This is a genomic window from Agarivorans sp. 1_MG-2023, assembly GCF_030548385.1.
Taxonomy (GTDB): Bacteria; Pseudomonadota; Gammaproteobacteria; order Enterobacterales; family Celerinatantimonadaceae; genus Agarivorans.
Window position 1 is genome coordinate 24437 of record NZ_JAUOSJ010000017.1, and the last position, 24468, is coordinate 48904.

Annotated in this window: 20 protein-coding genes; 14 read left to right on the forward strand and 6 right to left on the reverse strand. The window is 45.1% G+C overall.

All coding sequences use genetic code 11. The annotated features are described in order from the left end of the window. The first annotated feature begins 3 nt into the window (after positions 1 to 3). Positions 4 to 1575, forward strand: coding sequence for an ABC transporter ATP-binding protein (locus tag Q4592_RS19680; protein WP_303516372.1), 1572 nt, complete (start codon positions 4 to 6; stop codon positions 1573 to 1575). A gap of 35 nt (positions 1576 to 1610) precedes the next feature. Further along, on the forward strand, positions 1611 to 3554 hold the full coding sequence (locus Q4592_RS19685; RefSeq protein WP_303516374.1) for a transglycosylase SLT domain-containing protein: 1944 nt from the start codon (positions 1611 to 1613) through the stop codon (positions 3552 to 3554). A gap of 131 nt (positions 3555 to 3685) precedes the next feature. On the opposite strand, the gene pdxH is transcribed toward Q4592_RS19685, so the two are convergent. Next, positions 3686 to 4339: a pyridoxamine 5'-phosphate oxidase gene (gene pdxH, locus Q4592_RS19690; protein ID WP_137671576.1), complete on the reverse strand. Its 654-nt coding sequence runs from the start codon at positions 4337 to 4339 to the stop codon at positions 3686 to 3688. Positions 4340 to 4536: 197 nt separating this feature from the next. Between pdxH and Q4592_RS19695 the strand changes: the two genes are divergently transcribed. The 6 genes from Q4592_RS19695 (at position 4537) to Q4592_RS19720 (ending at position 10680) form a co-directional block, all read left to right on the forward strand. Then, positions 4537 to 5556 carry a LacI family DNA-binding transcriptional regulator gene (locus Q4592_RS19695; protein ID WP_137671575.1) on the forward strand — a complete coding sequence of 340 codons (1020 nt, stop codon included), beginning with the start codon at positions 4537 to 4539 and terminating at the stop codon, positions 5554 to 5556. Between the two features lie 295 nt (positions 5557 to 5851). Continuing rightward, on the forward strand, positions 5852 to 6685 hold the full coding sequence (locus Q4592_RS19700; protein ID WP_303516376.1) for an NAD(P)H-binding protein: 834 nt from the start codon (positions 5852 to 5854) through the stop codon (positions 6683 to 6685). Beyond that, positions 6685 to 7698, forward strand: coding sequence for a low-specificity L-threonine aldolase (ltaE, locus tag Q4592_RS19705; protein WP_303516377.1), 1014 nt, complete (start codon positions 6685 to 6687; stop codon positions 7696 to 7698). Before Q4592_RS19700 ends, ltaE begins: the two co-directional genes overlap by 1 nt. A 13-nt stretch (positions 7699 to 7711) precedes the next feature. Then, positions 7712 to 8983, forward strand: a complete 1272-nt coding sequence (locus Q4592_RS19710; RefSeq protein ID WP_303516379.1) for a CinA family nicotinamide mononucleotide deamidase-related protein — start codon at positions 7712 to 7714, stop codon at positions 8981 to 8983. A 54-nt stretch (positions 8984 to 9037) separates the two neighbouring features. Next, positions 9038 to 10045 carry a protein-methionine-sulfoxide reductase catalytic subunit MsrP gene (msrP, locus tag Q4592_RS19715; RefSeq protein ID WP_303516381.1) on the forward strand — a complete coding sequence of 336 codons (1008 nt, stop codon included), beginning with the start codon at positions 9038 to 9040 and terminating at the stop codon, positions 10043 to 10045. Between the two features lie 11 nt (positions 10046 to 10056). Beyond that, the gene (locus Q4592_RS19720; RefSeq protein ID WP_303516382.1) at positions 10057 to 10680 is read left to right on the forward strand and encodes a sulfite oxidase heme-binding subunit YedZ; all 624 of its coding nucleotides are present in this window, start codon (positions 10057 to 10059) and stop codon (positions 10678 to 10680) included. Here Q4592_RS19720 and Q4592_RS19725 read toward each other — a convergent pair whose 3' ends face one another. The 3 genes from Q4592_RS19725 to Q4592_RS19735 all read right to left on the reverse strand — a co-directional run bounded on the left by Q4592_RS19725 (position 10681) and on the right by Q4592_RS19735 (position 14190). Continuing rightward, on the reverse strand, positions 10681 to 11640 hold the full coding sequence (locus Q4592_RS19725) for a sensor domain-containing diguanylate cyclase (protein WP_303516383.1): 960 nt from the start codon (positions 11638 to 11640) through the stop codon (positions 10681 to 10683). A 159-nt stretch (positions 11641 to 11799) separates the two neighbouring features. Next, on the reverse strand, positions 11800 to 12255 hold the full coding sequence (gene gloA, locus Q4592_RS19730) for a lactoylglutathione lyase (protein WP_303516385.1): 456 nt from the start codon (positions 12253 to 12255) through the stop codon (positions 11800 to 11802). Between the two features lie 57 nt (positions 12256 to 12312). Further along, positions 12313 to 14190 carry a hybrid-cluster NAD(P)-dependent oxidoreductase gene (locus Q4592_RS19735; RefSeq protein WP_303516387.1) on the reverse strand — a complete coding sequence of 626 codons (1878 nt, stop codon included), beginning with the start codon at positions 14188 to 14190 and terminating at the stop codon, positions 12313 to 12315. A 164-nt stretch (positions 14191 to 14354) separates the two neighbouring features. Between Q4592_RS19735 and dinB the strand changes: the two genes are divergently transcribed. Further along, positions 14355 to 15434, forward strand: a complete 1080-nt coding sequence (dinB, locus tag Q4592_RS19740; protein ID WP_303516388.1) for a DNA polymerase IV — start codon at positions 14355 to 14357, stop codon at positions 15432 to 15434. Positions 15435 to 15439: 5 nt separating this feature from the next. On the opposite strand, the gene Q4592_RS19745 is transcribed toward dinB, so the two are convergent. After that, positions 15440 to 16831, reverse strand: a complete 1392-nt coding sequence (locus tag Q4592_RS19745) for an SPFH domain-containing protein (protein WP_303516389.1) — start codon at positions 16829 to 16831, stop codon at positions 15440 to 15442. A 194-nt stretch (positions 16832 to 17025) separates the two neighbouring features. Continuing rightward, the gene (locus Q4592_RS19750; RefSeq protein WP_303516391.1) at positions 17026 to 18489 is read right to left on the reverse strand and encodes an aminoacyl-histidine dipeptidase; all 1464 of its coding nucleotides are present in this window, start codon (positions 18487 to 18489) and stop codon (positions 17026 to 17028) included. 403 nt (positions 18490 to 18892) lie between these two features. On the opposite strand from Q4592_RS19750, the gene Q4592_RS19755 reads away from it, so the two are divergent. From Q4592_RS19755 to Q4592_RS19775, 5 genes are all read left to right on the forward strand, one after another. Then, on the forward strand, positions 18893 to 20182 hold the full coding sequence (locus Q4592_RS19755) for an NCS2 family permease (RefSeq protein ID WP_137671563.1): 1290 nt from the start codon (positions 18893 to 18895) through the stop codon (positions 20180 to 20182). Between the two features lie 97 nt (positions 20183 to 20279). Further along, the gene (locus Q4592_RS19760; RefSeq protein WP_303516393.1) at positions 20280 to 21509 is read left to right on the forward strand and encodes an alpha/beta hydrolase; all 1230 of its coding nucleotides are present in this window, start codon (positions 20280 to 20282) and stop codon (positions 21507 to 21509) included. Between the two features lie 34 nt (positions 21510 to 21543). Next, the gene (gene crl, locus Q4592_RS19765) at positions 21544 to 21978 is read left to right on the forward strand and encodes a sigma factor-binding protein Crl (RefSeq protein ID WP_303516395.1); all 435 of its coding nucleotides are present in this window, start codon (positions 21544 to 21546) and stop codon (positions 21976 to 21978) included. 106 nt (positions 21979 to 22084) lie between these two features. Further along, entirely contained in the window at positions 22085 to 23194 is a 1110-nt protein-coding gene (proB, locus tag Q4592_RS19770) for a glutamate 5-kinase (RefSeq protein ID WP_303516396.1), read from the forward strand. A 9-nt stretch (positions 23195 to 23203) separates the two neighbouring features. Then, the gene (locus Q4592_RS19775; RefSeq protein ID WP_303516398.1) at positions 23204 to 24457 is read left to right on the forward strand and encodes a glutamate-5-semialdehyde dehydrogenase; all 1254 of its coding nucleotides are present in this window, start codon (positions 23204 to 23206) and stop codon (positions 24455 to 24457) included. The last annotated feature ends 11 nt before the right edge of the window (positions 24458 to 24468 follow it).

Genomic DNA, 24468 nt, shown 5'->3' on the forward strand with positions numbered 1-24468 from the left:
GCGATGAATAAGTTATTAGAAGTAAAACAGCTATCGGTGTGCTTTGGCCTGCCTGAACCAGTAGTTAAGAAAGTGAGCTTTGATGTATTTCAAGGGGAGACTTTGGCCTTGGTGGGCGAGAGTGGCTCTGGTAAATCGGTAAGCGCTTTATCGATATTGTCCTTACTGGGTGAAAATGCTGAAGTGACAGGCGACATTTTGCTTAACCAGCAATCGGTGCTTAATCAACCGGTTAAATTGTTGCAAGCTCTGCGTGGCGATCAAATTGCGATGATCTTTCAAGAACCACTGACGTCGCTAAACCCACTACATAGTGTTGAAAAACAAATTAGTGAAGTATTGTGTGTGCACCGCGGCATGCATAAGCAGCAAGCGCGGGAGCGCGTGCTAGAGTTACTTGATTTAGTGGGTATTGTTGAACCAGAGAAACGTTTATCGAGTTTCCCTCATCAGCTATCTGGTGGACAACGGCAGCGAGTAATGATTGCCATGGCATTAGCGACAGAGCCTAAACTGCTGGTCGCCGATGAACCTACCACGGCCTTAGACGTTACCATTCAGCAACAAATTTTAGAGTTACTGCAAGAGCTACAACAAAAACTGGGTATGGCGATATTGTTGATTACTCACGACCTAAATGTAGTGCGCGGTTATGCCGACCGTGTCGCGGTAATGAAATGTGGTGAGCTAGTCGAAGTGAATAACTGCAAAGCGCTATTTGCAGAGCCGCAACATCCTTATACCAAAATGCTGCTCGATTCAGAGCCAGTGCGAGAGTTTTTGCCAGAGGCCAAGCAAGAGATGTTGCTTGATGTAAACAAACTCAAAGTATGGTTTCCAATAAAGCGCGGTTTTTTACAGCGCACGGTTGATCACATTAAAGCGGTCAACGGTATAGATTTTCATTTGAAGCGTGGAGAAACTCTAGGCATTGTTGGCGAGAGTGGCTCTGGCAAAAGCACCTTAGCTCAAGCTGTATTAAGGCTTACCGACAGTGAAGGAAGCATTGCCTTTAAACGGGAGTTTATTCAAGACCATTCCGTTAAACAAATGCGCCCATTACGGCGTTTCATGCAGATTGTTTTTCAAGATCCTTTTTCTAGCTTGAGCCCGCGGATGTCGGTATTGCAAATTATCGGCGAAGGTTTGAATCTTCATTTCGATTTAGACGAACAAGCACTTAAGCAGCGGGTATCAGAGGCGCTCATTGATGTCGGTCTAGAGCCCGATACTATGCATCGTTACCCTCACGAGTTTTCGGGTGGGCAGCGACAACGTATTTCCTTGGCTCGCGCGTTAGTATTAAAGCCAGAAGTGCTGATTCTCGACGAACCTACCTCGGCATTAGATTGCACGGTACAAAAGCAATTGTTGGAGTTACTACGAAAACTTCAGCAAAAATATAACCTTAGCTACTTGTTTATTAGCCACGATTTAGCGGTTATTCGCGCCTTAAGTCACCGCGTGATGGTGATGCAACATGGGCAATTGGTTGAGCAAGGCGAAACCGAACAACTTTTTTCGCAACCTAAGCAAGAATATACTCGCCGATTAATCAATGCTGCGTTAATCTAAATATCAGTAGACTCAGTGATAGGGTGCTATAAGCAATGCTTCAGCGGTTGTGGCAAGTAGTAGTTTGTATGATTTGTGGAAGCAGCCTGAGTTTAGCGCAGGCTGTTGATTTGACTCCGCAACAGCAAGCTTATAATGAAGTAAGAAAGCTGCAGCGCAGCCAAAAGTGGGATAAAGCGGAGAAGTCTCTCGCTAAGCTAAGCCAGTATCCTCTTTATAATTACCTTCAGTATTACCAGTTACGCGGCCAAATGCGTAAGGTCTCTCAAGACCAGGTAGAACAATTTATGCAAGATAACCCACAGTCTTACCTTCGCCATGCCATCCAGCGGCGATTTATGGTGGAATTGGCTCGGCGCAAAGAGTGGCAAAGCTATCTCGACTTTTACCCTAAACTACCCAATAGCACCGATTTACAGTGCTATCACTATTACGCCAACTTAAAAGTAGGCGACGCTGAATACGCTTGGCAAGGTGCCGAAAGCTTGTGGCTACATGGACGCTCTCGCCCTAAATCTTGTGACCCTTTATTCGATAGTTGGCAAAAAGCTGGCAATATTAGCGACAAGTTACGTTGGCAGCGGATGTTACTGAGTTTTCAGGCGAATCAAGTTAGCTTACTCAAATACCTCTCTAAATCTTTATCAGATTCAAAAAAATCTGATGCCAAGTTGTTGATTGATGCCTACTCCAAACCGATGGCTGTTATCAGCTCCGGTAAACTTAAAATAAACCAATCTAGCCGCCATCAAGAAATTGCATTGTTAGCCATAAAACGCCTAGGGCGCAAAGATTTAGTGGCTGCGGTAGAACATATTGAACGTTGGTCGAAGCCCTTAAGCAAATCGAGCTCCTTATTCCATAGTACCGAGCGTTACTTAATTGGTAGGGTGATGAGTGATCCCAGCCCTGAGTTGCTCAAATGGGCCGACCGCCAGCTACGTTTACAACCCCATACCAGCACAATAGAGCGGCGGATCCGCTTGGCCATTTCGCAGCAACAATGGGACCAAATTGGTTTATGGATTGCGCGCTTGCCTGAGGCTAAACAGCAGCAAGAACGTTGGATTTATTGGCAGGCTCGCTCGCTAGTGGCACTTGGCCAAAAAGAACGCGCCACCCCAACCATAGAAAAATTGGCCGAAGAACGTAGTTATCATGGATTTCTAGCCGCTCAGTACTTGGGTCAAGATTATCAGTTAGGGGAGCAACTCCATCAAACCTCTGACGATACTTTAATGCAGCTAAATCAGCACCCAGTGGTACTTAAAGTGAAAGAGCTATTGGCACTTGAGGAGTATTACTCGGCGCGCACAGAGTGGGATACCTTGCTGCGTCGCTCAAGCTTGTTACGTCAGTTAGATTTAGGGGTATTAGCCTTAAGCCATAATTGGCAAGATTTTGCCGTTCAAGCCTCTATTGTTGCTAAGCAGTGGGATCAGTTAGAAATGCGCTTCCCTTTAAGTTTTGCTAAAGAGTTTGAGTACTTTGCTAATAAGCGCCAAGTAGAAGCTAGCCTGTTATTCGCAGTCGCGCGACAGGAAAGTGCCATGTATCCGTTAGCTCAAAGCACTGTAGGTGCTCGAGGCTTAATGCAGTTGATGCCTGCAACAGCTAAAGAAACTGCGCGTAAAATTGGCTTTAAATACCGCTCACGCACGCAGCTATTTACGCCTGAAGACAATATTAGATTGGGTAGTGCGTATTTAGATGGTTTGCTTAATCGATATAAAGGCAATCGAATTTTGGCCGCCGCAGCTTACAATGCAGGCCCACATAGGGTGAGCCGATGGTTAGCCGATAGGGGAGATGTTCCTGCCGATGTATGGGTAGAGTCTATTCCTTTTAAGGAAACCCGCCATTACGTGCAAAGTGTATTAGCTTATCAGGTGGTGTATCAATATCGGCGCCAGCAAGAGATCACGCCATTCCTAACGCCAAAAGAACTGGGTTACCCTTATGGCAAGCCGAAAAGCTAAGTCATTAGTACTCAACATTGGGTTTAAGCGTTTTGCTTCGCTATGGAAGCCGTGATGGGATGGTTGAGTTAATAGAGTTATTAAAGGCGTATGCGAGAGCTTACGCCTTTTGTTTAACGCTCTAAAGCGGCCTAGGGACTAAGGCGGTCGACTTTCCAGCCTTTTGCATCACTGGTGTAGCGAAACCTGTCGTGTAAACGATCGGCTTTACCCTGCCAAAATTCAATGCTGTCTGGCACCACTCTATAGCCGCCCCAAAACTCGGGTAAAGGAATGGGTTTGTTAGCGAACTCTTGTTTGTAGTGTTGTACTTGTTGTTCTAGTACTTCACGCTCAGCAATGACTTGGCTTTGGTGGCTTGCCCAGGCACCTATTTGGCTGCCACGGCCACGGCTGTGAAAGTACGCTTCAGATTGCTGGTGGCTCACTCGTTCTACACGACCTTCAATTCGAACTTGGCGTTGTAGGATGTTCCAGTGAAAAGTGATACAAGCTAGTGGTTGATGATCTAATTCTTGGCCTTTTCTACTACCATAATTAGTATAAAAAACAAAGCCTTGCTCATCAAACTCTTTGAGTAATACCACTCTGGCAGAGGGGCGGCCATCTGGCCCAACTGACGATACCGTCATCGATTCTGGTAATACAATGCCAGACTTCTCTGCCTGCTGTAGCCACTCGCCAAACAATTCAAATGGGTCTTCGTTTCCTGTTGGCTCCGGTGGTGACAACAGTACGCCTTGGCCTAAGGTTAACGCACAACGTATTTTACTTAACAGTGACATAATCAATTAGCTTAATTGGTTGATGCAACGAACAAAATGTTGCATGAAGAGATAAAAAGTGAATAGCCGATTTTGGATCATAGTTTACACTCAGAAACACAGTTTAACTATCAAGTTTTGCTTTGGCTTGGTATAGTTTTGCCTGGTTCGGATTTCAAGTTTAATTCTGCTTTGCAGACGAATAGAGGGTAAGTAATTTGGCCACAATTAAAGATGTTTCTCAGTTGGCGAATGTTTCGATATCAACAGTATCTCGTGTTATTAACAATACTGCTCAAGTCGCACCCGAGAAACGAGAGGCCGTACTCAGAGCGATGGAAGAACTGCATTATCGCCCAAATAGCTTTGCCCAAGCCTTAGTGAGCAAACGCTCCGACTGTATTGGTCTTATTGTTGGTGATTTAGGCGGTGGTCCGTTCTTCGTGCAAATGATGAAAGGCATTGAAGAAATTGTTGATGAGTCTGACAAGTACACGATTGTGATGTCTGGTCACCATAGCGCAGAAAAAGAGCGCCATGCCATCGACATTTTATTGCAGCGTCAATGTGATGCAGTGATTGTTCACTCTATGGCACTAAGTGACCAAGAATTACGAGAGGTTGCAGATTGCGATACTCCGTTTATTTTTATCAATCGCTTAATTCCAGGTTTTGAGCATCGTTGTGTTTATTTAGATAATCATGAAGGTTGTTACAAAGCCACATCGTTCTTGTTGGAAAAAGGGCATAAAGACATTGCCTTTATTACCACTGATGATTTGTCATTCTCCGATGGTGTAGAGCGTTTGTCGGGTTACCGTCATGCCATGGAAGAATCGTCTGGTCCGTTAAACGAAGAGTTAATTGCTCGCGCTTACCCAGATGAAATAGGTGGTAGCCAAGCAGTAGAGAAGCTACTTGAACGTGGCGTAGAGTTTAGTGCCATTGTGGGTTACAACGACTCAATGGTAGCTGGCGCTTTATCTGCTCTGCGTGATAAGGGTTACGATATCCCTGGTCAAATCTCGGTAGTAGGCTACGACGACAATCACTATGCGCGTTTTGTTCATCCTAAGCTGACTACGGTTCGTTACCCAATTGAAGATATGGGTAAACGCGCTGCGCAGTTAGCCATTGATATTTTAGAGACTAAAGGTCAAGAGATCGGTCCAAATGTTATGGATCTAAAATTCCTTCCAGAGTTGATCGTTCGCGACTCAGCCGCTAAAAAATCGTGATCTAATTCAAATAAACATTAATAAGGCTGCTTGCAGCCTTTTTTATGACTTGTCTTGAAACCCTTTTCTGGTATCGTTTTCATATCGAGTGCAAACTGTTAGCCGCATTTGAAGATTGAGTTTGAGATGACTTAATTGAAACTTTCCCGCTGTATAGAGTTGTTTGAATTACTTAGCTTTTCTAGGTATCAACAATTCTAAAAAACTTGCTGTTACGACCTAATTCATTAGGTCGTTTTTTTTTGCCTGCGTTTCACTGCATAATGGTGCTAAGTAAGGTGAAAAGGGAAAGTAAGTGATTAAACGAATTAGTATTGTTGGTTGTGGCTGGTTAGGCTTGCCACTAGCAAAGTCCCTGATAAAAGATGGTTACTCAGTGAACGGCTCTAAACGTGAATTGCACGAGCTCGCTGAGCTGCAGGCGCAGGGCATTAAGGCCTATCAATTAGAGCTAAATCCCCAGGTGGAGTCTAATGATATAGCGGGCTTACTTAACTGCGATTTGTTGATCATTAATATTCCTCCTGGCAGAAAAACTAATACTGCTGAATTCCATATCGCACAAATAAACGCGCTGTTACGTGCAGCCGAGCAGCAGGCGGTTAAGAAAATTCTCTTTATATCCTCCACTTCAGTGTATGGATCTCAACAAGGTGTAGTTGATGAGCTAAGCGAACGCTTGGCAGAAACCACTTCAGGTAGGGCTTTAAAACAGATTGAAGATCAAATATTCAGTCATTCTGCTTTCCAAGCAACGGTGTTGCGTTTTTCAGGCTTGGTAGGTGGGCAGCGTAAGCCCGGCCGATTTTTGTCGGGAAAAACCGTTAGCGGCCCTTTAAGCCCTATTAACATTATTCATCGAAGTGATTGTATTGGCTTAATTACTCAGCTGGTCAAGCGTGACCAATGGGGAGAAGATTTTAATGCCAGTGCTAGTGAACACCCCAGCAAGCAAGCGTTTTACCAGTTAGCCGCCGAGCAGCTAACGCTTCCGCCTCCTCATTTTGTTGAAGGGGCGAGCTCCAATAAAGTTATTTCCAATCAAAAAATTAAAACAACCTTAGGTTATCAATTTAACTACCCTGATCCCATGCAATGGTTACAGGCTAATATTCAAGAGGCAGAATAATGAGCGATTTTAGAAGTGATACAGTGACTCAGCCTAGTAAAGCAATGCGGGATTTAATGAGTCGTGCGCCTGTAGGAGATGATGTTTATGGTGATGATCCTACGGTAAATAAACTACAAGATTACGCTGCAGAGCGAATGGGCAAACAGGCTGCGTTATTTTGTAGCTCGGGCACCCAAGCTAATTTGTTGGCCATTATGGCTCACTGTCAGCGGGGCGATGAGTATATTTGTGGTCAAAATGCGCATAACTATAAATACGAAGGCGGTGGAGCCGCTGTATTAGGCAGCGTGCAACCGCAGCCAGTAGAGAACAGCAGTGACGGCAGCTTGTGTTTAAGCAAAGTTAAAGCAGCCATTAAATCAAACGACTTTCATTTTGCTAAAAGCCGTTTGTTATCTTTGGAAAACACCATTGGTGGGAAAGTACTGCCCATGGACTATCTAAACAGTTTGCGTCCCTTTGTTGATCAGCACAATTTGGCACTACATTTAGATGGTGCGCGTGTATTTAACGCCATTATAAAAAGTGGCCAAGATGAACGTAAACTGGTTGCTCCTTTCGACAGCTTTACAATTTGTTTGTCTAAAGGCTTAGGTGCGCCAATCGGTTCATTGTTACTGGGTAGTGAAGAGTTAATCGCTACAGCCACTCGTATTCGCAAAATGCTAGGTGGCGGTATGCGCCAAGCCGGGATTATTGCCGCCGCCGGTCACTATGCCTTAGATAATAATGTGAAACGCTTAGCTGAAGACCATGCTAATGCTGTTTATTTAGCTGAACAGTTGGCGACTATAGAAGAACTTGAGTGTGACCCAAGCGCTGTTCAAACCAATATTGTTTACGCTAATTGCCGCAGGAACCAATCAGGGCCTTTAGCGGAGGAATTGGCTAAACAAGGCATACTGATGACGGCAGGCTCGCCGATGCGTTTTGTAACCCACTTAAATGTGAATCAACAAGACATTCAAACGCTCATTGCGGCCATAAAACAGTTTTACGTTAGTCACTAAATTAAGGCGAACCATGAAGATTGAAATGCTGAGTACTGGCGATGAAGTGCTGCAAGGCGATATTGCTGATACCAACGCCGCGTGGTGCGGCCAAGAGTTAAATGACCTTGGTTTAAGCTTTAGCCGCCGCCAAACGGTCGCAGATAACTTAGACGATATTGTTGATGCCTTAAATCAAGCCGCAGAACGTAGCGATTGGGTATTAGTAAATGGTGGTTTAGGCCCAACTTCAGACGATTTGAGTGCTGATGCTGCAGCAAAACTGGTAGGCAAAGCGCTTACCCTTAACCAACGTTGGTTAGATAAGTTGCAGCAGTGGTATACCGATCAAAATGTCATTATGCCAGAGAGCAACATTAAGCAAGCTATGTTGCCCGTTGGAGCAGAGCTGGTTGATAACCCCATTGGTACCGCCTGTGGTTTTATTGTTGAGCATGCGGGAGCAAAGTTATTGTTTACTCCAGGCGTGCCAAGTGAGTTTAAACGTATGCTAAAAGAGCAGTGGTTTCCTATGCTTAAAGCGGCTGCGCCAAGTACTCAAGGTGAAGTTAAGCGCTTTTATACTTTTGGTTTGTCGGAGTCTTCTCTTAACGATCGCTTTAATGATTTGGTATTACCGGAAGGGGCGCGTTTAGGTTACCGCTCATCAAGACCAAGTATTGAAGTAAAATTGTTTTACCCCTGCCAAGATGAGCAGTTTACTCAACTTAGCCAGCATATTCGCCACGAGCTAGCGGAGCACGTATTTACCGAAGACCAAGGTAATTGGGCGTTGCACATACAGCAAATGATGATTGCTCAAGGGAAAAAGCTGGTGCTAGCCGAGTCATGTACTGGCGGCATGCTAGCTGCGGAGTTAATCGCCGTGGCGGGGAGTTCGGCGTATTTAGAGCGTGGTTTTGTTACTTACAGCAATGAAGCCAAGCAGCAGAGCATAGGTGTTGCTAAAGAAACTATTGAGCAATTTGGAGCAGTATCTATCGAAACCAGTCAGGCAATGGCTTTGGGGGCGTTACAACATAGCCATGCCGATATCGCACTCTCCATTACTGGTATTGCTGGCCCAGAGGGTGGCAGTGAGGAAAAACCAGTGGGTACGGTGTGTTTTACTTTAGCCGAAGGCGACCGCTGTATTAGTCAACAGTTACTATTAAGTAATCGAAGTCGCTCTGTAGTACGTATTATGGCTACAGCCGTGGCAATGGATATGTTACGCCGTTACCTTACGGATTTACCTGTCGCAGGTGACTATCAACACCTAAAGCGGATAGCCAGCAGAAATTAACCCACCACGAAATTTATTCAATACATACGTGGTCTGTTATAAAAAGGAGATGCTATGTGGTTGAAATTTAAGCGTGATTGGGAAGAGTCTGAATCTTCCGTAACCCCCGAAGCGTTGTTTAAACAACGCCGCAATATTATCAAAGGCTTAGGTGTCGCCGGTGCCAGCAGTTTACTGCCGGTTACTGGCCATGCGGCTTCGTGGTTTGGTAGTGACGACGATGAACCGGCTGCCATTGTGCGTAGAGCCTTACAGAAAACCGATATTGCGCCGCTGCACAATGATGCGCTCACTCCAGAATCCAAAGCCATTAGCCACAATAACTTCTATGAGTTTGGTACCGCTAAAGACGACCCAGCAAAGAACAGCCGAAACTTTAACCCCACACCTTGGTCTATCACCATTGATGGCTTAGTTGAAAAGCCAGTCACTTTAGATCTCGACGATGTGATGGCCAAAATGGCCTTAGAGCAACGGATTTATCGCTTACGCTGTGTTGAAGCCTGGTCGATGGTCATCCCTTGGGTTGGCTTTTCGCTTAGCGACTTATTGAAAATGGCTAAACCCTTATCTTCGGCCAAGTATGTTGCCTTTGAGACTCTTTACGATCCAGAACAAATGCCCGGGCAAAAAAGCCGCTTTGTCGGTGGCGGTATAGATTACCCTTACGTAGAAGGTTTACGCCTTGATGAAGCAATGAATCCACTCAGCTTTATGGCGGTGGGCATGTATGGCAAAACTCTACCTGCGCAAAATGGAGCACCGCTGCGTTTAGTTGTGCCTTGGAAATATGGATTCAAAAGTATTAAATCTATTGTAAGAATTCGCTTTTTAGATAAGCAACCACCAACAACCTGGAATCTTTTAGGGCCCAGTGAATACGGCTTTTACGCCAATGTAAATCCTCAGGTTGACCACCCTCGTTGGAGCCAAGCCTCGGAGCGACGCATTGACGATGCTGGCTTGCTTGGGCGCAAACGTATCGACACTGAAATGTTTAACGGCTATAGCGAACAGGTAGCCCATATGTACAAAGACATGGATTTGAGTCGTTATTATTAATGGGGACCGATGTGAATAAGCGCATTAACCAGTATTTAGCCAAGCATCAATGGCAAACGCGGCTCGCTCTGCATGTATTGCTACTCAGCCCTTTTGCATACTGCGTAACCGCTGTTCTTAATGGGTGGTGGGGCGGTGATCCTGTGCAAGCTATTATTCATTATTTTGCTAACAGCGCGCTAAACATACTGCTGATTACCTTGTGTTTAGCGCCTTTGTCACGGCGTTTTAAATTGCCGAGCTTGTTAGCGTTTAGACGGCTTATTGGATTGTATGTGTTTGCTTATGCCTTGTTGCACTTGGCCGCTTACTTACTCATAGATCTAGGCTTAGACTGGGGCTTGTTTTGGCAGGAAACGATTAAGCGTCCGTATATTTGGTTAGGCATGCTGGGTTTTGTGGTGTTACTAGCAATGAGTATTACCTCGCTTAAAAAGCTACAGCAGGGATTAGGACGCCGTTGGTTGCAGTTACACGGCTTTATCTACCCAATTGCTTTACTGGTGGTGATTCACTTTTGGTGGTCACTTAAATCTGGTTGGCTGGAGCCGGTGATATATTTAGCGATTATTGGCGTTTTGTTTTTTATGCGTAAAGTGCAAATTCAGCGCTGGTTAAGCAGCTTTGCTAAATAGTTAACTTTTCGCATTCCAAAATGCAAAGTTGTTTTTTCCATTGTGTTTTACTTGGTACATCGCTTGGTCGGCACGGTGAAGTATTTGGCTGAAGTCTTCATTGTGACGGTGAAAACTACATACGCCAATGCTTAAGCTCACGGCCACTTCGATATGATTGTATTTAAAGGGCTGGTCAAAGCTTTTGAGCAATTGCTGGCAAAGCTGTTCTAGCTTTTGTGGTTCACTATAGGGGACGAGCAGGGCGAATTCGTCACCACCAATCCGCCCACATTTCCCGTGAGCTGGACAGCTATTTTGAATCTGTGCCGCGCAAGCCTTAAGAATATGATCTCCTGCGGTATGGCCATGTTGATCATTAATTGGTTTAAATTTGTCTAAATCAATAAACATTAAGGTGCCGCCGTCATCCCCAATGTTTTGGCAGTAGTCATTAAACTGCGCTTCAAAGGCATGGCGGTTTAGTAAGCCGGTTAAGTTATCTTGATGAGCCAGTTTCGATAAACGATGTTGATCCAAGCGCAACTGGGTAACATCTATATGGGTACCAATTACTCTTAGCGGATGGTTATCGTCATCATATTGTTGAACCGTGCCGCGGTCTTTTATCCAGCGAGTACTGCCGTCTTGGTGAAGCATCCTATATTCAATATTGTACTCATCGCTATGGCCATTAATCATCGAATCAAAGGCTTTTATCGCCAGCTCTTTATCTTCTGGGTGAAGATTAGACTTCCAGTTTTCGTATAGCGCTTCTTGTTTTGTGGCGGATATACCACAAATTTTTCCGTATTCAGAATTGTAAAGGCTCAGCCGGCCACTAGGGATGTGTTGCTCCCATAGTACTAAACCACTGTCATTTAAGGTGATATTGAGAAGATTTTGGGTGTCTTGTAACTGGTGGGTCAGTTGACGATTTTTCTCTCTTAATTGAGCGATAATCTTGTCGCTTTCATCCATAAATTCGACTTTACAATAGTTTTACAATTGTAAGCAGCATATCAAAAAACGGTATGTCATTCCCATACAACTTTTGACTGCTCGGTCAAATATACCAAGTGATTCACTTTTTTTTGGTGTATCACTTGGTTTACATATGGTGTTAGTGTCTGTTAAAAATTACCATGAACCCGTGCTAGGCATAGACAACCAAGGTTCTTGTGCAGGTAAAGACTCGCCTTGTTGTAAAAGTTCTACTGAAATCCCATCTGGCGATACTATAAATGCCATGTGGCCATCACGAGGCGGACGGTTAATGGTAACGCCGGCATTTTGTAGCTTGTCGCATAAGCCGTAAATATCTTCTACCGATACCGCAATATGACCAAAGTTACGACCGCCGCTGTAGCTTTCTTGATTGCCATTTTCGTCTGGCCAGTTGTAAGTAAGCTCTAGGCAAGGTGCGTCTTCGGCTTTTACGCGGGCTAAGTCTTCATCTGCGGCTAAGTAAATTAAAGAAAAGCGACCTTGTTCGCTTTCGTAGCGACGGGCTTCGGTCATCCCTAACAAGTTGCAATAAAAGTTAAGTGATTCATCGAGGTCTTTTACTCGAACCATGGTGTGAAGAAACTTCATTTTTATCTTCCTATCGTATGTAAACGTTTATAAATTTATGAGTTACTGAATGTCATATTAGTCTTGAGTAATACAAACATCGCTTGTTGGAATACAACTGCAGCTAAGAATATAGCCCTGTTGTTTTTCATCGTCGGTTAAGCCGCTATCTTCCAATACCTTAACGTCGCCACTTTGCAGTTTTACTTTACAGCTTCCACAAAATCCGCCGCGGCAAGAATAGCTTAAGTTTAATCCAGCCTGTTCGGCTTGCTCTAATAAGTTCTGCTGATTATTGCCTTGTACATAAGTATCCCAGCTATCAAACAGAATATTGACGGGTTTGGTCTCCACCTTCTCTGTGAGCTGGTGGCCAAAGCTTTCTTCATAGTAATCTGACTCGTACACTCCAAGAGCCAGTAGCTGCTCTTTGGCGCTTTGCATAAAGGTTTGTGGGCCACAAACAAACACTGTTCGCTGATCTAAATCAGCAATGTCCATTAACATACCGCGATTTAAGCGGCCTTGGTAACCTTGCCAATTGGCTGGGGCATTCTGAGTAAGGGTGTAGCGAATATTGCAGTGTTTAAAGTTATTGCTGAGCTGGGCTAACTCCGCTTCGGCAATTAAGTCCTGCTCGCTATGGGCGCTGTGTAAAAACACGATATCTTTTTCGATATTCATGTCACTTAAGTAACGAAGCATCGATAGCATAGGCGTTATGCCACTGCCAGCGGACAGCAATAGCAGCTTTTGGTTGTTACTTTTACCTAGATGGAAGTCGCCACTTGGCGCGTGAGTGTTTAAGTGCATACCCGGTTTAAGGTTATCGTGCAGCCAGTTAGACGCTTGGCCGTCGGTTACTCGTTTTACGGTTATAGCTAAGCGATAAGGGCGACTGGGCGAGCTTGATAAAGTGTAATTACGATGAACAGGCTTGCCGTCGATCTCAAGTTCAAGCCCCATGTATTGGCCGGGTAGGTAATTAGCTTGTATATGTTTAGGTGGCTCAAAGACAAAGGTTTTTACATCGTGGGTATCTTGCTGAACTGCAATGCAACTTAGCTTAACCGCCTCACCTTGCTGCCACTGTTGAGCTGAGGGAGTGCTGGTCGCTTGGCGTTTTTCAGAGGTATCTGGATACACCTCTGCTTGGCGCGTTTCTAGTACCTCAATGCTGTCGTATAAGCTGATTTTTCCACTATTTAGAGCCACAACATTTTGCCCAAAATACACATTACCGCCGTCACCTTGGCGATATTTAGCGAAGATAGCAAGCGGCTCTTTATTCGGATGAAATTGACCACTAGCTTGGTCAAGGGTTGTAAATACACAGCGAGAACAGGGGTTTTGTACTTCAAATTCTACTTCACCAATTTTAAAGCGCTTCCAGCCATCTTCGGCAAAAGCCTCGGTGTTTTTTACCACAATATTAGGACGAAACTGTTCCATGCTGTGACGAGCACTAGAGCGTAAATTGAGATCCTCAAGCGACGCTTCAGAAATCAGCAGTAATGGATAGCCGTCGGCAAAAGAAACCTGACTCTCTCGTTGTTTTACTTTGCGCTGAGATTGCTGACCAAAAAACACCAAGTGACAAGGTTCGCCTAAATACTCACTAAACCAAGCATCGTAAGAATCGTGGCAATGTTGCGCTTGTACGCTGTCTTTCCAAATCATTACCTCACGGTAATCCTCCGAGAACTCGCTATATTTAATATCAAGCGCTGCCATATTAGGTGCGCGCAAATGCAAACCATCGCGATTTAGCGCGCTATGGATTTGTGCCAACTTAGGGTGAGTTCTCGCGGTAATCTGTATGCCGTCTGGCTGGCAAACAACAAATCGGCGGTCAAAAGCTAAACCGTGTTCCTCAACATAAGCATGATTAAGGTGGATACCGGCCGTTGATTTAATGGGATAAACACTCAGTTGGCTTAGTCGTGCATCACTCACAGTTTTACTTCCTTCAGCAAATTGGTTTTTCAATACTACTCAAGCTCTTGCGTTCAAGCCATAGGAATTTGGCTGGTTACCATGCTAAAAACTGCTCAGTGTTACTTGGTAATTCCGCACATCAGCTTTATACTGTTCGTATATACAGTTATGAGTGCAGCATATTGACAACTCCAGCTTCAATTCAGCGTAAGATTATCCATGTAGACATGGATTGTTTTTATGCGGCTGTGGAAATGCGTGACCAGCCAGAATTAGCCAATGTACCACTGGCGGTTGGCGGTATGCGTAGCGGCCGAGGCGTATTAACTACCTGTAATTACATTGCCCGCCAATATGGTATTCGCTCGGCGATGCCAACTCATAAAGCTATGCAACTTTGCCCAGATTTAGTGCTAGTGCCACCACGTATGGCCGCCTATCAAGATGCCAGCCAGCAAGTGCAGGCAATTTTTCATGATTATGCTGACGCAATTGAGCCATTATCTCTCGATGAAGCCTACCTAGACGTAACCAGTAGCCAAGCCTGCCGTGGTTCAGCCACCTTAATTGCCGAGCAAATTAGGCAAGATATCTTTGATAAAACCGGTTTAACCGCCTCAGCGGGGGTTGCTCCTGTAAAGTTTCTGGCCAAAATCGCCTCAGACCTCAACAAACCCAATGGCTTATTTGTGATTAAACCGGAGCAGGTGAGCGAATTTATTGAAACCTTAGCCCTAGAAAAAATTTCTGGTGTAGGCAAAGTGAGCATTGAAAAACTGCATCACCAAGGGCTTTACACGGGGGGAGATATTCGTCGTGCGGAGCGAGATAAACTAAAACAAATTTTTGGCAAGTTTGGCGAGATGTTATGGATGCGCTGCCAAGGCGTGGACGAGCGGGCGGTCAGTAACGACCGGCAACGTAAATCGGTAGCGGTGGAGCGTACCTTTGCGCAAGACGAAGGCGACCAAGGTATTTTGGTGGAACGTTTAATGGCTTTACTGCCAGAGTTACAACGCCGTAGTGAAAAGCACCTTAAACAAGCCAAAATGAATAAATTAGGCGTAAAGGTGAAATTCGCTGATTTTCAGCAAACCACCAAAGAGCAGCAATGCCAACAAATTGATGAAACAACCTTATTGGAGCTGTTTAACGAAGCGCTAGCGAGAGGTAAGGGCAAAGCCGTACGATTGATTGGTTTACATATTGGCCTAGCGCCAGAACAGCAAAACCAGTCACCACAACTGATTTTGCCGTTTTAGTTCAGTTATTTAGTTATCTCGCGGTCGTAACTTAATCGCTTAGCGGCATCTAGTGTTAGCATTTGCATAAAGGCACGAGTTTCTGCATCGCTGCCTGATGGTGTGCTTGAACTGCCTCCTGCACCAAATACGTTGGTGGGCACATTACGTTTAGCAAAAGCATCAGCCCAAAGCGCTTGAATTTTCACTTCCGCTTCCAGTTTTTGTGCCAAGGCGTTATCGGCTTCTAAAATCACTCGCTTTTGATAGGCTTCAGCTTCGGCCAGTGTTTGCTGGGTTTCGGCTTCAATACGTGCTTTTTCTAAATTGATTTCAGCGGTTTCTTTAGAAATTTTCGCTTGAGCTTTTAATTTTTCAGCGTTGGTTATCGCTAATTGCTTATCGGTTTGTGCTTCAGTGGTTTTTTGTATTTGCTCTACTTTCGCTTTTGCCTGACGTTCGGCAACTTCACGCTCACCGCGAGCGATGGCTAATAAACGTTGCTCTTCTTCTTGAACACGTTGCTCTCTGGCGATTGCTCGGTCGGCTGATGCCTTTTGTTTTAATTGCATACGCTCGATAAATTTAGCATTAGGGCGCATATCGGTGATGAGAGCAGATACTACGGTTACCCCAAAATCGGTGAACCGTTGTGATTTACGTAAAGGTAGTCCGTCTTCTCCTAGCACCTTATTTACCACAAAAACGGTTTTGCTATTATCGCCATATTCATCTTGGTCGGTACCTAAAGCGGCATTAGCGCTGCCTGTTGATTGTTTAGAATGAATGATAATTTCTTCTCGTTTAACCAATAAAATACCGCTGTTCATTTGGTTTTCAAATTCAGAGTTGAACTCGGTGCGTCCGCCTGCGTAATACTCCTCTGCGGCCATTAAAGACGCGTTGGCTTGCAAGGTTTCTTTAAATGCAGGAATGAGAGCGGTGCGTAGCAAGTTTTCTGGTGATCTAAACTCGTGGGCTAGGTGGAGAAAAGATTCATGATCTGAAGGGATTGAAAACCGCACCGTCGCTTCTGCGTGGGCATCAACTTGATCCAAAAACATGATGCTCATTGGTGGCAAGCTAGCCGAAGAATTGTCAGAATCTTTTTCGGCTCGAATTGAGTTGCTAGATGAACCCGATAAGGCCTGAACTGTCATGGCTCTTTTCCACGAATTATATCGACCAAAAGGGTAAAACTTGTAGCCGACCTCGGTTACTACCGCTTCGTTACCGGTTACAGTTCTTACGTGATAAATGTAACCTGGCTCAGCGTAGAAGAATGAGTTACTTAAGGTGTAAATGAGTCCCGCAATCATCACTAAACCAGCCACAAACTTAACGTTAAATTTGAAACCATTGCTTAGCTTATTGATTTTATCCAAACTTAGCTTTTTATCTAAGGTGTCTTCACTCATTACTAGATCCTTCTAATTGTTTTATATCGATATTTAATGGCGCAGGATACTAGCACAAGTTGATCAATGCTTGATTAAAACATCATTAAAATAGAGAAAAAGTTTAGAAGAAAACAAGAGGGGCTGGTTGAATTGAAAATGTATCGAGTGATTAAGATACCAAGCTGGCAGGGCGCCAGCTTGGTGAGTAGTGCTTACGCTTTTACGGGAACGTTTTTCAATACGGCTACCAATAATTGCCAGTACTTTACTACAGCGGCAATTTCTACTTTTTCGTCTGGGCTGTGTGGAAATTTGATGGTTGGCCCAAAAGACGCCATATCCCATTCAGGGTAAGCACTTTTAAATAAGCCACACTCTAGTCCTGCGTGAATCACCATGACATTCGGGCACTTGCCAAACAGTTCTTGGTAACTATCTTGAACGAGAGTTTTCATTACCGAGTCAGTTTCTGGCTTCCAACCCGGATAAGCACCAGAGAATGAAACGGTAGCTGAAGTAAGGCTGAACAAAGAGGCTAGGCTGGCTTCTACTTGTAAACGGCTAGAGTCAATTAGCGAGCGCACCAACACTTTTATATCGATGCTGTCTGCACTTTGGCTAATTACACCAAGGTTAAGTGATGTTTCTACCACGCCTTCAACTGCTTGGCTCATGCTAACAACGCCGTTGGTACAAGCATTTAAGCTGGCAACAATTTGCTGAGAAAGTTCGCCAGTCAAGCTTTGGCTTGGTGTATCAATGGCGGCTGCGGTGATCTCTAAGTCAGTTTCTACCGCACCAAATTCACCGACAATGTCGTCGATTTGGCTAGCAATAAACTGCGCTAAAGCGGCCTGTTGTTCAGCTTTATAAACCAGCTTAGTGCTAGCTTCGCGTGGAATAGCGTTACGTAAACTACCGCCTTGAATATTGCACAATACAGGTTCAAAACCTTGCTGTTGCATGGCAGCTACAATACGAACTAGCAGTTTATTAGCATTGGCTCGGCCGGTATCGATATCACAGCCAGAGTGACCACCTTTTAAGCCTTTAACACTTAACTCAATCGCTAGTTGTTGGGTGTTGGTCGCTTGATATTCGCTAGCAAAGCTAATGCTGGTATCGCCGCCACCCGCACAACCCATGTACACTTCGCCTTCTTGCTCAGAGTCGGTGTTGATTAGCAGCTTGCCTTCTAATACACCCGCCTGTAGGCCAAAGGCGCCGGTCATGCCTGCTTCTTCATCAATGGTAAATAGCGCTTCAATTGGGCCATGCTCAATGTCGTTGCTGGCAAGTACCGCTAAAATTGACGAACCGCCAATGCCGTTGTCAGCGCCTAAAGTGGTCCCTTCTGCGGTAACCCAGTCGCCATCAATGTAGGGGCGAATAGGATCTTTAGTGAAGTCGTGTTGGGTATCGTTGTTCGCTTGCGGCACCATATCTAAATGGGCTTGTAGAATCACACCTTGGCGATTCTCCATGCCAGCGGTAGCAGGTTTTTTAATGATCACATTGCCAACAGCATCTTGAAAATGTTCAAGCTGATGCTCGCTAGCTAAACTTGTCACCCAATCGATCATGGCTTGTTCATGCTTAGAAGGGTGAGGAATAGAACACATGGTTTCAAAATGCTGCCACAAGGCCTGTGGTTTTAGCGAAGATAGTGTAGACACAAAGTCACCTTAAAATCTGTATTTGTAGAATGAATGAGACTGTAGCAGCTCAATTATATGAATATAAGCCTGTATTAAGCTATTTAGCTGGAATAATTGTTTATAAACAAGTTCTGATTCAGTAGAGCATTGAATTCGTCTTGATGGTTAGCATGATAATCACTATCAAGAAAGTCCTAACGCTGGCAGATAATCCAAATAAATGTGCTGTTCTAGCGGATATTAACGCTGTGAGTTGGTGATTTTAGGTTTTTTTGCTGATCTAGCGCAGGTTGGCTTCATCATCCGGTAGCATCTTACTTAGGCCACGAATATAATGCCTCGCGATTTCCGCTGTTAGCTTTAATGGAATGCCTAACAACGGCCAACTAAACCACTGTCTGTCCAAGGAACATACACTGCTATGTTAGAGAAACTATTTAAATTGAAAGCGCATGGCACTGATGTGCGCACAGAAGTCATTGCGGGTTTAACCACCTTCTTGACCATGGCCTACATCATTTTTGTAAACCCTAGCATGCTAGCTGCCACAGGGATGGATCAAGGCGCAGTATTTGTTGCGACTTGTTTAGCTGCAGCGGTTGGTTGTTTCATTATGGGCCTTTATGCTAACTATCCTATCGCTCAAGCGCCGGGTATGGGCTTAAACGCATTCTTCACGTATGGCGTAGTGCTTGGCATGGGTCATAGCTGGCAAGTGGCCTTAGGTGCGGTGTTCTTATCGGGTGTTATTTTCATTTGCTTGAGCTTGTTTAAAGTTCGTGAGTGGATCATCAACTCGATTCCGCAAACATTACGTGTAGGTATTGCTGCCGGTATTGGTTTGTTCCTTGGTTTTATCGCCCTTAAAAATGCTGGCATTGTGGTAGACAACCCAGCTACGTTGGTGAGCTTAGGTCACGAGAATCCACATCAGATGATTCTAGCTGCATTAGGCTTCTTCCTGATTATTGGCCTTGAGTACCGCAAAGTTAAAGGTGGCGTACTTATTTCTATTTTGGCGATTACGGTATTGTCGATTGTATTGGGTTACACCCAATATGGCGGTATTGTTTCTATGCCTCCTAACCCTGCTCCTACCTTTATGCAGCTAGATATTATGGGCGCTTTAGATGTGACCATGATCAGTGTTATTTTTGCTTTCTTGTTTGTTGATTTATTCGACACTGCAGGCACCTTAACTGCGGTTGCTCAGCGCGGTAAATTACTGGACGAAAACGGCAATCTACCAAACCTTAGAAAAGCACTGTTAGCTGACTCTAGCGCGACTATTGCAGGCTCTATGCTGGGTACATCTAGCACAACTTCTTACGTTGAAAGTGGCGCGGGTGTAGAAGTGGGTGGCCGCACTGGCCTTACCGCTGTAGTGGTTGGTGTGCTATTTATCTTAGCGCTATTGTTCTCGCCATTGGCTGGAATGATCCCTGCCTACGCTACCGCTGGTGCCTTGTTCTACGTATGTACTTTAATGCTATCGGGCCTTATTAACGTAGACTGGACCGACTTAACCGAAGCCGCTCCGGCTGCAATTGTGGCTATTTTAATGCCGCTGTCGTTCTCTATTGCCGACGGTATCGCAATTGGTTTTATCTCTTACGCCGCGATTAAGCTGTTAGCTGGTCGCCATAAAGAAGTACCGTTAAGCGTTTGGGTACTGGCTGTAGTATTTGTACTTAAGTTTGCATTTTTCTAAAGCTGACTAAAACCTCATAACAAGCAAGGTCGTCACAATGTGGCGACCTTTTTTTATGGTATATTTTATTCATTAATAAGACTGCGAGTAAGTTGTTGTGAAGGAAAATCTATCCGAAGTATTGTTTAAGCCACGTATTAATGTGGTAGAAACCTCCACTGTTTCAAACTCTAATGCGGCTCAATCAACCGCTATAGGCCAAGAAGATGGCAGAAACTGGTATCGCTTGTTACGCCGAGAATACTGGGCATGGTTAGGCTTAGACCCCATTGAAACCGAGCGTTTGTTTGCCAGTATCGCCATGTGCGACAAACCACGTACCAGCGAGTTGTTAGACACCATCGGTGGTTACCAACCAGGTAACTGGAATTATGAGTGGATGCAGCGTGCGGTAGGGCATCAAGTTAAGGCTAAACAAGCCGCCGAAGAAGGTGAACAACAGCAGGCCTACAGTGAGTTTTTACAAGCTAGTTACAGCGCCACTGTAGCGGCTTATCCGCACTTTAAAGGGGACGATTTAGCCACTTCTGCACATGCGCTTGCTCATAGTAATTTTGTGTCTGCTATGGAGCACAGCCAGTATCAATGCAAAATTATTAATGTGCCCATTGAAGGCAAACAAGTGCCTTGTTATTTGCATTTACCTGATACCGATTCGGTAAAACCGGTGGTGTTAGTGAGCGGCGGCTTAGATACCATTCAAACCGAGTTGTATCCGTTTTTTGAGCGATTCTTAGCACCGGCCGGCATTGCCATGCTGTGTATCGATTTGCCAGGAGCAGGGCATTGCTCTCACTGGAAATTGCAACAAGACAGCAGCAAGATCCATTTAGCCGTGCTAGATCATCTCCCTGAAGTGCCATGGGTTGATCATGCCCGTGTTGCCATGTTGGGTTATCGATTTGCTGGCAACGTAGCAGCACGTTTGGCATTTATCGCCTCGCAACGTTTGCGCGCAGTAGTGACAGTGGGTGCACCTGTAGACCGATTGTTTACCGATATTCAGCGTTTCCAAAACTTGCCACAAATGTATCAAGACTGTTTAGCCAATCGCAGCGGGAGCAACGCAGGCAATACCGAAAGCTTGTTTTATCGTTGCTTACCCTTGTCCCTCAAAACCCAAGGCATTTTAGGTGGGCCACGTACCAAGCTACCTATGTTTGTGGTAGGGCGTAAGAATGATGCAATTAGCCCACAAACCGATATCTCTTTGTTAAATATGGCTTCATCCCATTGTGAAGTTGAAATGCTAAAAGAGGTGGATTCACTAGAAAATTACAACCAAATCTTCACAAAGGTCACGCATTGGCTACAAAAGCAATTGTGATTTCAGTTAATTGTGGTCATTATGGTGATACCAAATGTTGTTGAACAACCATCACTGTGGAGAGATTAAGCGCATGGAAGTGACTTGGCCAAGCCATGGAAAGTTGACCTCGAGATTTACCGCTATGGGGCCGTACTTTCGCAAGGAACATAGTAGTAAAGAACAGTACTTTTTTGATTGCCTAGCCTCTTGTGTTAGCGACAAACCAGCAGCAGAAGAACGCGAGTTTTTTGGCTGGTGGTTAGAGCTACGTGTGAGCGAAGACAATTTTGAATACCATTACTGGTTCGGACTATACGACAAGCAGGGCGAGTGGCAAGAAGGCGCCATTCCAGCAAAACACCAAAAAGAAGTTCAAGACTCTTTAGACGTGTTTTACCAAAAGCTGCTAGATACCCTACAAAAGTTAGAACTTAGCGTTAGCGCTGCTCCCTCGTTATCCCCCAATTTGGCTCTCCCGGCAGCTTAAGCCGAAGAGTTCCGCAAAAAAAATGGCGCACAGAGTCTGTGCGTCTTATTAATATCAGGTAGAATACTCGCTTTGCGTTTTAGCCGAGTTGGAATAATTAACAAGCATGTTGAAGCAAACCATTGTAGTTAAGTTAGGCACCAGTGTGCTTACTGGAGGCACCTCTAAGCTTGATCGCGCCCATATGATTGAGTTGGTGCGACAGTGTGCATTGTTGCGCAAAGCCGGTCATCAGCTGATTGTGGTCTCTTCAGGTGCCATTGCGGCAGGGCGAGAACACCTTTCGCTCACGCACAATAACATTGCGCCTACTATTGCCAACAAGCAAATGTTGGCAGCGGTAGGCCAGAGTAGATTAATTCAAACCTGGGAAAGCCTGTTTGGCATCTACGATATGCATGTTGGGCAAATGCTACTCACACGAGCAGATTTAGAAGATCACGAACGCTTTCTCAACGCCAAAGATATACTCAAAGCGTTGTTAAAACACGGTATTGTGCCAATCATTAATGAAAATGATGCAGTGGCAACGGCTGAAATAAAGGTTGGCGACAATGATAACTTGTCGGCGCTAGTCGCTATTTTGGGTGAAGCAAACAAGCTACTACTGTTAACCGACCAACCCGGTTTATATACCGCTGATCCTCGCAACAACCCAGATGCTAAATTGATTGAAGTCGTACCGGAAATTAGCGCGTCTATTGTTGCCTTGGCTGGTGGCAGTGTGGGGGGATTAGGAACCGGTGGAATGGCGACCAAGCTGCAAGCTGCCGAAGTTGCTGGCAGAGCAGGGGTTGAAGTGATTATAGCTGCAGGCCATGCTGAAAATGTGATTACACGTTTAGTTGAAGGGGAAAGTGTGGGTACACGTTTCCCTACCGACAATACCTCCCTCGAAAATCGCAAACAGTGGATTTTGGCCGGTTTTCCGCCAGAAGGTGAGTTGGTATTGGATGATGGTGCTTGTAAGGCCATTATGGACTGTGGTTCAAGCTTGTTACCAAAAGGCATCACCGCTATTCGAGGTAAGTTTAGTCGCGGAGATGTAGTGCGTATTGTCGATAGCAAAGGTCTAGAAGTTGCTCGCGGTGTTTGTCGCTACCAAGCCAAAGCGATGGACTTAATAAAGGGCTTACATTCAGAGAAAATTGAAGAAACCCTGGGGTATGGCTACGGGCCTGTTGCTGTTCACCGTGACGATTTAGTATTGAAATAGGAATTCCAAATGAGTTTACAAACACTAGGGCAACAAGCCAAACAAGCTAGCTTTGATTTAGCAACCTTAAGTACTAGCCAAAAAAATGCAGCGCTAGCGGCCATTGCCGATCAGTTAGAAGCTCAACAAGAGCGCATTCTTGCGGCCAATAAAATTGATTTAGACGCAGCACGCCAAAATGGATTATCTGAAGCTTTGCTGGACCGTTTAATGCTAAACAGCGAACGCTTAGCGGGCATTGCTGGCGACGTGCGTAACGTTATTTCACTTAACGACCCTATCGGCAGCGAGATGGATTGCCGCGTATTAGAAAACGGCCTGCGTTTATCACGCCGCCGTGTGCCATTAGGTGTAGTAGGGGTCATTTACGAAGCGCGGCCTAACGTAACTATTGATATTGCCGCTTTATGTTTAAAAACCGGCAACGCCAGTATTTTGCGTGGCGGTAAAGAAACCTTCCATTCAAACATGGCGCTTGTGTCGGTAATTCAATCTGCCTTAGAGCAAACAGGTTTGCCAGCGGCAGCAGTGCAATACATTGAAAAACCTGATCGCGAACTGGTAGGCGAACTACTGCGCTTAGACGACTACGTGGATATGATTATTCCTCGTGGCGGCGCGGGCCTGCACAAAATGTGTCAAGAGAACAGCACCATTCCGGTGATTATTGGCGGCTTTGGCATTAGCCATATCTACGTAGATAACTCGGTAGATTTGGCTGCTGCACTCAATGTAATTGAGAATTCAAAAGTTCAGCGTCCTTCTGCCTGTAATGCGCTAGACAGCCTATTGGTTGATCAAAACGTAGCCGCAGAGTTATTGCCAATGTTAGCCGAGTGCATGAACAATTCATCGGTTAAATTAGTGGCTACCGAAAACGCCATGGCGGGTTTAGCCAATGCCAAAGACTTACAAGCAGCGGGCGAAGGTGACTTTGATACCGAATGGCTAAGTTACACCCTAGGGGTGAAGGTAGTGGCAGACGTAGAAGAAGCGATTGCTCACATGCGTACCCATAACGCTAGCCACTCAGATGCAATATTGTCGAACAACCTAAATGCCGTAGAGCGCTTTGTTAATGCGGCGGGTTCTGCCGCAGTATATGTAAATGCTTCTACACGCTTTACTGATGGTGCTCAGTTTGGTTTAGGTGCCGAAGTAGCAGTATCCACCCAAAAGCTGCACGCTCGCGGCCCAATGGGTTTAGAAGAACTTACCAGCTACAAATGGGTAGGTATTGGTGATATGTTAGCTCGCCCGTAAGCAGCATCTGC

Coding starts and splice junctions, on each gene's coding strand:
- Q4592_RS19680 (WP_303516372.1), top strand. CDS start 4: ATGAATAAGTTATTAGAAGTAAAACAGCTATCGGTGTGCTTTGGCCTG.
- Q4592_RS19685 (WP_303516374.1), top strand. CDS start 1,611: ATGCTTCAGCGGTTGTGGCAAGTAGTAGTTTGTATGATTTGTGGAAGC.
- pdxH (WP_137671576.1), bottom strand. CDS start 4,339: ATGTCACTGTTAAGTAAAATACGTTGTGCGTTAACCTTAGGCCAAGGC.
- ltaE (WP_303516377.1), top strand. CDS start 6,685: ATGAGCGATTTTAGAAGTGATACAGTGACTCAGCCTAGTAAAGCAATG.
- Q4592_RS19710 (WP_303516379.1), top strand. CDS start 7,712: ATGAAGATTGAAATGCTGAGTACTGGCGATGAAGTGCTGCAAGGCGAT.
- msrP (WP_303516381.1), top strand. CDS start 9,038: ATGTGGTTGAAATTTAAGCGTGATTGGGAAGAGTCTGAATCTTCCGTA.
- Q4592_RS19725 (WP_303516383.1), bottom strand. CDS start 11,640: ATGGATGAAAGCGACAAGATTATCGCTCAATTAAGAGAGAAAAATCGT.
- gloA (WP_303516385.1), bottom strand. CDS start 12,255: ATGAAGTTTCTTCACACCATGGTTCGAGTAAAAGACCTCGATGAATCA.
- Q4592_RS19745 (WP_303516389.1), bottom strand. CDS start 16,831: ATGAGTGAAGACACCTTAGATAAAAAGCTAAGTTTGGATAAAATCAAT.
- Q4592_RS19755 (WP_137671563.1), top strand. CDS start 18,893: ATGTTAGAGAAACTATTTAAATTGAAAGCGCATGGCACTGATGTGCGC.
- crl (WP_303516395.1), top strand. CDS start 21,544: ATGTTGTTGAACAACCATCACTGTGGAGAGATTAAGCGCATGGAAGTG.
- proB (WP_303516396.1), top strand. CDS start 22,085: ATGTTGAAGCAAACCATTGTAGTTAAGTTAGGCACCAGTGTGCTTACT.
- Q4592_RS19775 (WP_303516398.1), top strand. CDS start 23,204: ATGAGTTTACAAACACTAGGGCAACAAGCCAAACAAGCTAGCTTTGAT.